This is a genomic window from Chitinophaga parva (genome assembly GCF_003071345.1).
Classification (GTDB): Bacteria; Bacteroidota; Bacteroidia; order Chitinophagales; family Chitinophagaceae; genus Chitinophaga; species Chitinophaga parva.
The window spans coordinates 2,007,400-2,019,595 of the sequence record NZ_QCYK01000001.1; the positions used below are offsets into that span (position 1 = coordinate 2,007,400).

8 protein-coding genes are annotated in these 12,196 nt (G+C 54.7%); 6 read left to right on the top strand and 2 right to left on the bottom strand.

Annotated elements, in window-relative coordinates; all coding sequences use genetic code 11:
• The first annotated feature begins 152 nt into the window (after window positions 1-152).
• The 6 genes from DCC81_RS08445 to DCC81_RS08470 all read left to right on the top strand — a co-directional run bounded on the left by DCC81_RS08445 (window position 153) and on the right by DCC81_RS08470 (window position 9,258).
• Window positions 153-3,452 (top strand): SusC/RagA family TonB-linked outer membrane protein, encoded by a 3,300-nt coding sequence (locus DCC81_RS08445; protein WP_108686101.1) that lies wholly within the window; start codon window positions 153-155, stop codon window positions 3,450-3,452.
• A gap of 11 nt (window positions 3,453-3,463) precedes the next feature.
• On the top strand, window positions 3,464-4,855 hold the full coding sequence (locus DCC81_RS08450; RefSeq protein ID WP_205686275.1) for a RagB/SusD family nutrient uptake outer membrane protein: 1,392 nt from the start codon (window positions 3,464-3,466) through the stop codon (window positions 4,853-4,855).
• Between the two features lie 160 nt (window positions 4,856-5,015).
• Window positions 5,016-6,038: a cyanophycinase gene (locus DCC81_RS08455; RefSeq protein WP_108686102.1), complete on the top strand. Its 1,023-nt coding sequence runs from the start codon at window positions 5,016-5,018 to the stop codon at window positions 6,036-6,038.
• A 1-nt stretch (window position 6,039) separates the two neighbouring features.
• On the top strand, window positions 6,040-7,050 hold the full coding sequence (locus DCC81_RS08460) for an isoaspartyl peptidase/L-asparaginase family protein (RefSeq protein WP_108686103.1): 1,011 nt from the start codon (window positions 6,040-6,042) through the stop codon (window positions 7,048-7,050).
• Window positions 7,051-7,518: 468 nt separating this feature from the next.
• Window positions 7,519-8,076 carry an RNA polymerase sigma factor gene (locus tag DCC81_RS08465; RefSeq protein WP_108686104.1) on the top strand — a complete coding sequence of 186 codons (558 nt, stop codon included), beginning with the start codon at window positions 7,519-7,521 and terminating at the stop codon, window positions 8,074-8,076.
• 42 nt (window positions 8,077-8,118) lie between these two features.
• A complete protein-coding gene (locus DCC81_RS08470; RefSeq protein ID WP_108686105.1) occupies window positions 8,119-9,258 on the top strand; it encodes a FecR domain-containing protein in 1,140 nt (379 codons plus the stop codon).
• A 147-nt stretch (window positions 9,259-9,405) separates the two neighbouring features.
• Here DCC81_RS08470 and DCC81_RS08475 read toward each other — a convergent pair whose 3' ends face one another.
• Entirely contained in the window at window positions 9,406-11,070 is a 1,665-nt protein-coding gene (locus tag DCC81_RS08475) for a S41 family peptidase (RefSeq protein ID WP_165806490.1), read from the bottom strand.
• A gap of 80 nt (window positions 11,071-11,150) precedes the next feature.
• Window positions 11,151-11,987: a hypothetical protein gene (locus DCC81_RS25540; protein WP_165806491.1), complete on the bottom strand. Its 837-nt coding sequence runs from the start codon at window positions 11,985-11,987 to the stop codon at window positions 11,151-11,153.
• Window positions 11,988-12,196: the final 209 nt, after the last annotated feature.

The window sequence follows — 12,196 nt, forward strand, 5'->3', positions numbered from 1 at the left end:
ACAATGCGCCAACATTGCCCCTGTAAAAAAGCAGGTTTGAGGAAAATGCATACGTATTATTCATTTCACTAAACCCAACCAAATTTATGCGAAAAATCGCTGTTTGTCGCCGGGAATTGCATTCCCGCCGGGCGAGGCAATTCCTCCTGACTATGAAATTGACATCGCTATTGTTTTTAGTGGCCTGCATGCAGGTGGTGGCCAAGAGCCACGCGCAGGAAAAGATCACCCTGCAACTCCGCAATGCGGGCATTACCCAGGTGCTCAAGGCGGTGGAAAAACAAACGGACTACCGCTTTGTTTACCATAATGAAAGCCTGGCTTCCGTACCGCAGGTAACGGTGAGTGCCACCGCCGCCACGCTGGACGAAGTGCTGCGTCAGGCCTTTGCCGGCACCACGCTCACTTATGCCCTCAAAGAAAACGGGCTGGTGGTGCTTTATACCAATACCAGCGCGGCACAGGACCATACCATCCGTGGCAGGGTGACTGGCGCTGATAACCTGCCCCTGCCCGGCGTTACCGTGCGCGCCACCGGCACCCACGCCGGTGCCATGACCGATGCTAACGGTAATTACACCCTTACCCTGCCGGAAGGCGCTACCAGCCTGGAATTTACCCTGGTGGGCTATACAAAGCAGCAGCACGTGATAGGGGGGCGCAGCCTGCTGGATGTGCACCTGGAAGTGGATGTGCAAACCCTGAACAGTGTAACGGTAACCGGCTATACGAACTATACCCGTAATAAATCTGTAAGCGCCGCCGCCGTAGTGGGCGCTGATAAAATTGCGGAAGTGCCCATGGCCACTTTCGATAATATCCTGCAGGCGCGCGTGCCCGGCCTGGTAGTGACCTCCGGCTCCGGCCAGCCCGGCACCAGCGCTAACGTGGTGCTGCGCGGCATCGGCACCCTGGCGGGCAACTCCCAGCTGCTGTATGTACTGGATGGTGTGCCCATTGAACCGGACTACCTGCAGGCAATTAACAGTAATGATATTGAATCTGTAACGGTGCTGAAAGATGCGGCATCTACCGCGCTGTATGGCTCGCGCGGGGCCAATGGCGTGCTGGTGATCACCACGCGCAAAGGCAAGGCCGGCAAGGTGGCATTGGAATACCGTTCCCAGTACGGTTTTTCAGAGCTGCCCACCGCTCATTATGGCATGATGAACACCAAAGAACGACTGGAGTTTGAACACCAGGTAGGCTTGGAACAAGGGCAAACACTGGGCGCCGGCTGGGAATATGCCCGCGATAACCCGGACAATGCAAACCTTTCCCCCGATGAACTGGCGCTGCTGGATCATAAGCTGGACAGCGTAAGCCACATCAACACAGACTGGCGCAAGGTGCTCCTGCAAAATGGCCGTTTCTCCCAGCAGCAACTGGCCCTCACAGGGGGGAGCGACAACGTGCGTTTCTACACGTCCCTGGATTATTTTAAACAGGATGGCATCGTAAAGCGCTCCGGCCTGGAACGCTACACGTTTAAGCATAACATGGACATTAACCTGGACCGCTTTACCGGCAGCGTAAACCTCACCGTAGGCTATGCACGCAGCCGCTATATTTCCCGCGAGGGGAGCAGTAAAGTGATCAACCCCGTGGCTTCCACGTTCTATGCATTGCCTTATGAATCGCCCTACGCGCCGGATGGCACCCTCATCACATCTGATATTGCAACGGATTACGGCGCTATTGGCGACCGGGAAGGCAGCAATGCGCTGGACGCGATCCTGAATGCCACTAACACGGAAGGCCAGCTGAAAGGCCTGCTGAGCGGCAATTTCAATTACCGCATTGCAAAAGGCCTGGTGGCCAAGGCCCGCCTGGGTGTTGACTATCGTGATATTGTGTCTGAAAGTTATGTGAACCCGGATAGTCATATTGGCCGCTCGGTAGACAAAGGCGGGCAGGGCAGCTACGGGGAAGGCCTGAGCCGCAATACCGCGCTGATCTCCACTTCCGGCCTTACTTATTCCAACATTTTTGCACAAAAGCATGACCTGGAAGTATCTGCTTATTTTGAATACAATCAACGCCGCCTGCATAGTTTCAATTACACCGGCTATGGCCTGGACGACCGCCTGCCTTACTCCGCAGGCGCCATCACACCCGGTACACCGGACAATTCTTTTATTCCCGATGTAAGCGGCGCCCGATCTGCTTACGGGCTGGTGTCTTACATGGCACTGGGCCGCTATACGCTGAATGAAAAGTACACGGTGAATGCCAGCCTGCGTTATGATGGATCTTCCACGGTGCCAGTGGCACAGCGCTGGCATCCGTTCTACTCCGTGGGCCTGGGCTGGGAAGCCAAGAAAGAGGAATTCTTTCAGCACATCACCGCCATCAGCGACCTGCGTTTCCGCGCCAGCTATGGTACGGTGGCCAGCCCGTTTGGTAGCCCCTATGGCTACTTTGCAGCCTTTGGCACCACTTCTTATGGCGGCATTCCCGCGCAGATCCCGGTATCGCCCGGCTATCCGCAGTACGACTGGGAATATGCCCGTGAGCTGAACATCGGCTTTGACCTGGGCCTGTTCAATAACCGCCTGCGTTTGGTAACGGATGTGTATAACAAGAAGACCTACAACCTGTTTGTGGAACAGCCCCTTTCCCTCACTTCCGGTTTTGAAACCCTGCTGCTCAACGTGGGCGCCATGCGCAACCGCGGCATAGAAGCAGACCTGCAGGGTGAGGTGGTGCGTGCCAGGGACCTCACCTGGCGTATAGGCGTAAACGTGAGCTACAACAAGAACGTGATTACAGACCTGGGCAATACCGGTGAATTCCTGTACGGCAACAACGAAACGGTACTGATCCGCAAAGGCCTGCCCTTTGGCACCCAGTACGCGCCCAAATGGGCCGGCGTGGACCCCGAGACAGGCCGTGGCCAGTTCTACACCCACGATGGCAAGATCACGACCGAGTATGACGATGTGAACCAGAACTTTACCCTGGGCAGTTACATCCCCGCATTGACGGGCGGTTTCAATACCAGCGTAACCTGGAAGGGACTGTACGGCAGTGCCCTCTTTGCCTTCACCGGCCATACCATGCGCTATAACAACGAGGACTATTACAACGAGAACGAGAAATACAACACCAGTAACCAGACCAAGCGGGAACTGTACGACCGCTGGCGCAAACCAGGGGACAAGGCTATCCTGCCCAGCCTGGACTACTCCCGCCATTATTCCAGCCTGGACGTACAGGAAGCCCGCTACCTGCGCCTGCGCAATGTGAGCATTGGCTATCACCTGCCTAAAACGGTGCTCAATAAATGGGCAAATGGTTTTATCAAAGACGTGAACATTTACGTACAGGGACAGAACCTCGTTACCTGGACAAAATGGAAAGGCTTTGACCCGGAGAACAGCGACAACGAAGCGCTCTTTGCGTACCCGAATCCCAAGACTTTCACGGCTGGTTTAAATCTTAACTTTTAATGCGGCACCTCATGACACTGAAACATATTTTATACTACTGCGTAGGCGCGTGCACGTTAGGCGCCATGGCCTGCTCGGATAAACTGGACCTGAAACCCAACGATGAACTGGATGCCTCCACGGCCTACGAAACCGTGCCGGACCTGAACAAAGGCCTGCTGGGCGCTTATGCCGGTGTAAGCTTTTCTTACGTGCGCAACTCCGCGCTTACCAGCGATGAGTGTACCCTGCCGGCCGACAATACTTCCGGACGGAATATTGACACGTACCGCTGGCAGCTGGATGCCTCCAATACCACCATCACCGCCCCTTTTGAAGAGGACTACGTGGTGATAGACCGCCTGAACCGCGTGCTGGCAGCGGCAGATAACGTAAAGGTAAAAGCCGGTGAAGAAACCACCCGCGACCGGTACAAGGCGGAGCTGCTGGCACTGCGCGCCTATTGTCACTTTGACCTGCTGCGCAATTTTGCAGAAGCCTATCACAGCGGCGCTATGGGCGTGCCTTATATGCTTTCTTCCAAAATAAGCTCCCCCGCCCGCGATAACTATGAAGTAGTGCTGCAGGACATCCGCAGCGACCTGCATGCCGCCAAGGAGCTGATGCCGGACGATTTCACCGATGTGACCCGCATTACCAAACCGGCCATCAGCGCCATCCAGGCCCGTGTGGCATTGTATGATAATGAGTGGGACAGTGCCCGCATTTTCAGCACGGAAGCCATAGACGCGGTACCCCTGGCTTCCAAAGCGGCCTTCGGCAAGATCTGGACAGACCAGGGCACGGAAGATGTGATCTGGAAAAACAAGCGTACCACGGATGATGCCCTGTACCTGGGCGATATTTTTTATGATTATGGCAATGGCGTGGCGCTGTATGTTCCATCCTTTGAATTGCTGAACACTTTTGATAAAACGAACGATATCCGCTTTCCCTGGGTGGCCCTGCCCAATCCCGACAATACACCCGGCCTGGCCCCGTATATCGTCAACAAATACCAGCCCCTGGCCGACGTAACCAACCTGGCGGATATCAAGTTATTCCGTGCCGGTGAAATGTACCTGGTCCGCGCAGAGGCCCGTGCAGAACTGTCTGACCTGCCCGGCGCCGCCGATGACCTGAATACGCTGAGAGCTGCCCGCATCAATGGTTACACGCCGGTAACCCTGGCCGACAAAACCGCCGCCATAGATGCCATTTACCTGGAGCGCTTCAAGGAGCTGGCTTTCGAAGGGCACCGCTATTACGACCTGCGTCGCCGTAATATGACCATCACCCGGGAGCCTGCGGATGTGGTGAACGCCGCCGGAGCCGCCACGTTGAAGCCTACAGACAAAGGCTACGTGTATCCCATCCCCGATGCGGAAATGAAGGCAAATAAGAACATGCGGCAGAATCCATAATAATCGTACAATGTACAACGTACAGCGTACAACGTACTGCGAGTGCTGGTACGCTTAGATCATCGTTGTACGCTGTACGTTGTACGTTGTACGCTGTACGTTGTACGCTGTACGCTGTACGCTATACGTTGTACGCTGTACATTTTTTCAAAACCGAAACATGAAAAAACAAACCCGCGTAATCTTCGCGTATTTAATACTTACTACCTGCTACATGATCCCTGTCCTGGCCCAGCGGAGACCCGCTTCTGTTGGGGTTTTGGGCGATACGGCGGATGTGCAGGCCATTACAAAAGGAGGGCTCTGCATTATTGGCGGCGGCGGGAATGTAAAGACGGCTTTCCGGTGGATGATAGACCGGAGTGGGGGAGGAGATGTAGTGGTGCTGCGCGCCACGGGAGATGATGCGTATAACCGCGATATTGATAGCTGCGGCAAGGTGAATTCCGTGGAAACACTGGTGATCAACAGCCGGGAACTGGCGGATAATGACAGTGTGGCCCGCATGATCCGGAATGCAGAAATGTTGTTTATTTCCGGGGGAGACCAGTCTAACTATTACCGCTACTGGAAGCATACCAAGACCAGCGATGCGATAGACTACCTGATGCGCGTGAAGCATGTGCCGGTAGGCGGTACCAGCGCGGGATGCGCTTCACTGAGTGGATTTTTTTACAGCGGGGATATCAGTGCAGAGAGCAGCGTGGTGCTCAGAGATCCATACGACAGTAGTGTAACGGTGCACAATAATGATTTCCTGCACCCGCCTTTTATGGAGAAGGTGCTCACAGACCAGCATTATATAACCCGTCAGCGCGCCGGCCGCCATGTGACGTTTATGGCGCGCATTGTTACGGATTGGCATACCTTGCCCTGGGGCATAGCCCCCGATGAAAGAACGGCAGTGTGCATTGACGAAAATGGACAGGCCACCGTGATGGGAGAGAACAGGGCCTATTTCATTATTGCCCGCAGCAGGCCGGAAGTATGTGCACCCGGTAAACCATTGCAATGGGAGCATCACCAGCAGGCGCTGGAAGTGTATGAGATAGCCGCTACACCCGCGGGCAACGGGCATTTCAGCGTGGCGGACTTTAATCCGGCAAAGGCCACTGGTGGTACCTGGTACTGGTGGTGGGTGCGCAATGGGGTATTACATCAACAACAAAAATCCAAGCAATAATATGAAGCGCATCATTGGGATGATGATCTGCTTACTGGTGGCCGCAGGCGCCGTGAGCGCACAAAAGTATGTGATGGTGATCCACGGCGGTGCCGGCACCATCCTGAAAAAGAACATGACACCGGAAAAGGAGGAAGCGTACAAAGCGGCCATTACCAAGGCCCTGCAAACAGGCTATGACCTGCTGAAAACAGGCCACAGCAGCCTGGACGCGGTGGAAGCCGCCGTGCGCACGCTGGAAGATAACCCCCTGTTCAATGCAGGGAAAGGTTCCGTATTCACCCACGATGGGCGGAATGAAATGGATGCAGCCATCATGAACGGGAAAACCCTGCAGGCTGGCGCCGTGGCAGGTGTTACCGTGATCAAAAATCCCATCAGCGCGGCACGTGCCGTGATGGAAAGATCGGAGCATGTGATGATGGTAGGCAAAGGCGCAGAGCAGTTTGCCCGAGAGGCAGGCCTGGAGATCGTAGACCCGCATTATTTCTGGACACCGGAGCGCTGGGATGCCTTGCAGCAGGCCCTGAAGGAAGACTCCGTCAAAGCGGCCCAGGGACATGCCATGGCGGAAAAGCTGGGTATCCAGAACCGGGATAATAAATTTGGAACCGTGGGCGCCGTGGCGCTGGACAAGGACGGCAACCTGGCCGCAGCCACCAGCACCGGTGGCATGACAGACAAGAAGTATGGCCGCGTGGGAGATTCTCCCATCATTGGCGCCGGCACCTATGCCAATAACAAAACGGTGGCGGTGTCCTGCACCGGCTGGGGCGAGTTTTATATCCGTAACGTGGTGGCTTATGACCTGAGTGCGCAGATGGAATACAAAGGAGCCAGTGTAAAGGATGCAGGCAAGGCAGTGATCAGCAAAGTAGGGGCCCTGGGTGGCGATGGAGGCCTCATTGCACTGGACAAGAATGGCAACATGGCCATGCCTTTTAATACGGAAGGCATGTACCGCGGCGCCATTACACAGGACGGAAAGATCGAAGTGTACATTTATAAATAAACCTATCCCAGCTTGCTGGCGGGGCCGCTCCGGGATGGAGCGGCCTTTTTTATGGTGTGATCCGCTCTCCTGGCTCCCTGTGGCCCGCGGCCCGCCGCCCGAACACCTGCCGGGAGAAATTTTCCTTCCTGTTCAATCCGCCCAGGTTTTTCCCCCGTACATAATTTCCGGATGCCCCCGGGGCCAGCGCGTTTTAGTATAGCCAGAACTGAACGGGCCAATGAAACACCAATGATCGATTTGACAGAGCCGCCTCAACCTTAAGTTAACGCAGCGTTAACCATTCCGATTTCAATTTATATTTTCCTGAACTTGAACTATCTTGGGACTAAGATTGAATGGAATGAGAAGCGCTTTTCCTGGCCGGTGTGCACGCCGGTAGCATCACCTTTAAATTGATCTATTTTCGCACTGACTGCTTTGTTTAACACCTGGAGTGTTGGATTGTCATTTTTTAACAGTTTGATTATGCTGAACTCGGACTTACTGGAGGATGCACAGATCCTGGAAGCCTTGATAGGAGGCAATGAGACTGCTTTTGCCCTGCTTTACAAGCGTTACCAGGAAAAAGTTTATGCCACTGCTTTTTATTTGCTGCGGGATGAAACGGATGCGCATGACCTGACCCAGGATGTGTTCTGGACCATCTGGGAAAAGCGCGACCAGATAGATCCCAGCCGTCCTTTTCAGCCTTATGTGCTGACCATCACACGCAACAGGTGCCATAACCGGATCAAAACTGCCAGGAACCACCTGCGCAGCCAGGCGGATTACCGGCATTACAAGGATACTTTTGAAACACCCAGGGCCAACCTGGAGATGACGGAGCTGGGAGACCAGATCCGTTCTGCCATAGCGGGTATTTCCGCGCCTGCCGCCCGCCGGGCCTTTGAGCTCTCCTACCTGGAAAATAAATCACAGAAGGAAATCGCCGACGAAATGAACATCAGTCTCGGCACTGTTAAGAATCAGGTCAGTCGTGCCCTGAAAGTGGTACGCGAGAAACTGGGCCACGTTGTTCGATAACGCGTGTTACTTCCCGCGTATTTTTTTGTATAGTTATGTGATATGGAGCCTTACCGCCAACAAATTGAAGACCTGACCATCGATGAACTGCAGGGTACACTCACGCCGGATAACCGCCAGCTGCTGGACAGCCTGCTGGAGGAACACCCGGATGGCAGTGACATCCAGTCGGAGGTACGCGCTGTATTCACTACGGATGCAGGCCAGCGTGCGCTTCACCGGCCGGAACAGCCGGTAGAAGCCGTATTTGAGTACGGGCGACGCAAACAACAACGTACCCGGGTACGCCGCCTGGTCATGTATGGTGCGGCCGCAGCCCTGTTGCTGGGGATCATCCGGATCTATCCTTACTTTAACTCCTCTTCCGGCAGCAAATCTTCCAACACGCCGGCACCCATTGCCGCCAACATAGACCCGCATCATATTAAACTGGCCCTGGCTAACGGGCAAACGGTGGACCTCTCCAGCAGCGGCCCCCAGGTACAGGTGAACAGTATGACCGTGCATAACCAGCAGCACACCCTGAGCTTCAGTGATGTGCCCGCCGATGCACAGTGGGCAACCCTCACCGTGCCCATCGGTAAGGATTACAAACTGAACCTGCCAGACGGATCGGAAGTGTGGCTGAATTCTGCCACGAAGATCCATTTCCCCCTGCGCTTCACCGGCAACACCCGCGAAATAGACATAGACGGGGAAGCCTATGTAAAAGTAGTGCCCCAGGCGGGCAAGCCTTTCATGGTACACCTGCCCCACAGCACGGTAAATGTGCTGGGCACAGAATTTAACATCAATACCTACGACTCCGGGCAAACCCGCCTGGCCCTGGTAAAAGGCGCTGTAAACCTGGCCTTGCCCAATAAGACCCTCACCGTGCAGCCGGGCTTCCAGCTCACCGTGTCCGATACCAAAGAGGAAAGCAATGAACGCTTTGACCCCCGCGTGGTATTGGGCTGGCGCGAGGGCATCTGCATTTACCAGGACGCCTCCCTGGAAGACCTGGGCCATATCCTCAACCGCTGGTTTGGGGTAGACGTGGTACTGGACAATCCCGGTGTAAGCTCCATGCGCTTTAACGGCATGCTGCGCCGCACCGATACCCTGGAAACTTACCTGACCAACCTGGAATATACCAACGGCCCCGCCTTTTACATAAAGGACAAGGTGGTGCATTTTAAATAGGTGGATGACTGCTTAATAAGAACGCCCTCTATAATCTGACGATCTGATAAAAAAGGCCTGTTGCTGGTTTGCAACAGGCCTTTTTTATTGTTGTGGTAAACGCAGGTATTGCCCAGTTCTGCTTTGGAATAATACGTTGTACAGGCGTTAAGGATTGTTATTCACGAAATCCAGTGCCTTCTGGAGGATCACGTCCCGGTTATGCTGCACATCAATAATAAACACACTGACCGGGATGGAAAGGGACACCCCTTTGCGCTGGATCACATTCCCGTTCAGTGCATAGCTGCCCTGGGCGGTAAAGGTGACCTGGTGCCCGTCTGCCAGCGGCAGGGTAGTAAGCGGCCCTACAGATCCGGCACTCTGGGTGCCCACCACGATGGCGCGGCGGGATGCCTGGATGAGCATCACGGCCCATTCTGCCAGGTTCTGCGTGTGCTCGTTTACCAGCAGTACTATTTTACCGGGATAATGGTCTGGATTGGCTTTGAGGCCTATGTAATGGTTGTCGTCTGCACCGTGGCTGGCCAGCTGGTAATGGAAAGTACCGGGCAGCGGGAAAAAGGGCGCGGTTACAAAAGCATAGGGCGTCATGTCCGTAAGCAGGTAGCGGGGTACCTCGTACAATACAGAGGTATCGGTAACGGGTTCCCGCATATCAAACAGGATGGCCTTTGTTTTCATCATGGCCTGCAATACGGAATCCGTATTATCCATGTGCAGTTGTGAAAAACGGATGTAACCAATGTTGTTGTCCAGCAGGCGGAAAGCCGGCGCCTGGGCCAGGGTATCCGGCGCGGGCGCTACCTTGTCCGGGCGTTTGAACTTAGCCTTGAACTTGCGGCCTTCCTTGGTATAACACACCAGGGAGGCCTCCTGCCTGTCACTGCGCAGCAGCAGGGGCGCCATGTCGCGCAGCAGGGTGCCGGGCGTGCTGGCCGGGATGTAGGGGATAAGATAACGGATGCGGTCTGCGATACGGGTGCCATCCACTTCATCGATCACGACGCCCGGTTTTATCTCCGTGCCTTTGATGGCGTTACTGTCAGAGATGTTCAGCACCACCGCTTTATTATCGACGATGTACACCGTAAACGGCACCTGGTAGTGGCCGGCCACGGCGTCCCAGTTGTCCGGCACAAGGCTGGTGCGGGCATCGTTTACGGTGGCGGTCATCTGGGCCAGGGCACGCTGGTAGGCATTGGCGTCTTTGGCGTTGAGAAATACTTCCGTTAAAGGCTCCAGGCTTTGCACCCAGGGCCGGTCCTGCAAATATTTATAGGGGAAAAAGTACTGGATGCAGCCCCAGAAACGGGCCAGGCTAAGCAGGCGGTAAGGCGCATCCGGGTAGGGTGATTGCGTATAGACGTTCTCGTTGGCAGGTGCATACACACTGTCGATCGATGCTTCTGTGCGCACATAATAATTATGCAGGCGCGTGGGATGCTGCATCATGTAGTGCAACTGCAGGCGCTGGGTATCGGTAAGGTTGCGGTCATCGCCAATCCATAAGGTATCATAGTTACGGTACATGATGGCCATGCTGTCGTACACCTTGATGGGGGGCTCGGGGTTGCGCCCGGCCAGGGTAAGCAGGTGCTGCACTTCGGTATTGATCACGGGGTATTTCCGGCTGGCAAGGATGCGGGACGCCGCGTGCAGGAAGGTGGTATCCCAGTTGTACTGGCCGGCGGAAACATCGTGACTGTAGTATTTGGCAGTGGCCCAAACGCGGGTAAGGGTGGCCAGTTGGCTGGCGGGAGATTGTGCCCGCAGGCTGCCTGCAAAGAAGAGCAGCGGGAGCAGGCACAATCCGGATAGAGTTATTGGCGTCCGTTCTTTCATTTCAGGGACGAAGATAACAAAATCGTGCCGGGCCTGGTGCGGGTGGCTTATACCAGGCGCAATCGTTTCCAGGACGCGCGGACTTTTTGCACCAGGCTGTGGATGGCATTCATAAAGCGGCCGTACCTGTGCTGGCGTTCCAGGAGGCGTTGCATGCCCAGGTTGGCCTTCCTGCATTCCCGGTAAAATGGCAGGGCCTTGTGCAGCTGCTTCCGTGGTTGGGCACAGCGGTATAAGGCGTAGCAAAGCACCTTGATGGCCTGCTGGCGGATCTTTTGTGAGCTGCCCGGCTCGTCGGGGCGCATCCGGGTAAGCGCTACCAACAGTTGTTCCATGGTGGTATCTATTTCCTGGTTTTCGTTGCCGGCCAGTACTTCCGCACGTTGTTCATAGCGGGCTGTTTGCAGGGCATTCAATATGCCGGAGCCGGGGTACTGTTTGGCCAGTTGATCCGCCATTTGGTCGGAAAACAGGATGTAGAAGAATGACTTCAGTCCCGCGGGGAAGCGGCAGGAATGCACGCCCTGGGGGATCCTTGAAAAAGAGAACCGGCCCGGGTCCATGATATATTTTTCATCATGGTTTTCTACATCACAGGCAGCACCCGAGCACAGTGGGATCACGAACGCATTCACATGCCCTTTGGCAAGTGGTGGAAAATTGTGCTCATGGCCGCAATAAATATCGGCTTTGATGATGGAAATGTCCGGATCATTCATATAAGCGCTTTCCTGGATGTAGATGTTGCTCAACCGGTATTGCCTTGCCGGCGCTAACGGGATCTGGATGCTTTGCAGCGGCCGCAGATGGCATAAGATCTCTTTCCCGATGGCAAAGCTGATAAATGGAACCTTATAATAGCCGTTGGCTGCATTAATTCTCATGGCAATCAGTTTAAAATATTGAAATAGTCGTCTTTCAATGCGAGAGACTTGGAGAACAGGATCAACAACAGGAATGGAACATGAGGGGGAACAGACTTCGGCGCATGGCAGCACAAGGAAGGTGCTATGAATGAGCGGAGTGATAATGCGCTTTGCAAACTCACTAACAAATACAACCGTGCGACAAAATAGTAACATGCTGATCTGTA

Bases quoted from the DNA above. Each gene is read 5' to 3' on its own strand.
- DCC81_RS08465 (WP_108686104.1), top strand. From the start codon at position 7,519: ATGCTGAACTCGGACTTACTGGAGGATGCACAGATCCTGGAAGCCTTG.
- DCC81_RS25540 (WP_165806491.1), bottom strand. From the start codon at position 11,987: ATGAGAATTAATGCAGCCAACGGCTATTATAAGGTTCCATTTATCAGC.
- DCC81_RS08445 (WP_108686101.1), top strand. From the start codon at position 153: ATGAAATTGACATCGCTATTGTTTTTAGTGGCCTGCATGCAGGTGGTG.
- DCC81_RS08460 (WP_108686103.1), top strand. From the start codon at position 6,040: ATGAAGCGCATCATTGGGATGATGATCTGCTTACTGGTGGCCGCAGGC.
- DCC81_RS08470 (WP_108686105.1), top strand. From the start codon at position 8,119: ATGGAGCCTTACCGCCAACAAATTGAAGACCTGACCATCGATGAACTG.
- DCC81_RS08450 (WP_205686275.1), top strand. From the start codon at position 3,464: ATGACACTGAAACATATTTTATACTACTGCGTAGGCGCGTGCACGTTA.
- DCC81_RS08455 (WP_108686102.1), top strand. From the start codon at position 5,016: ATGAAAAAACAAACCCGCGTAATCTTCGCGTATTTAATACTTACTACC.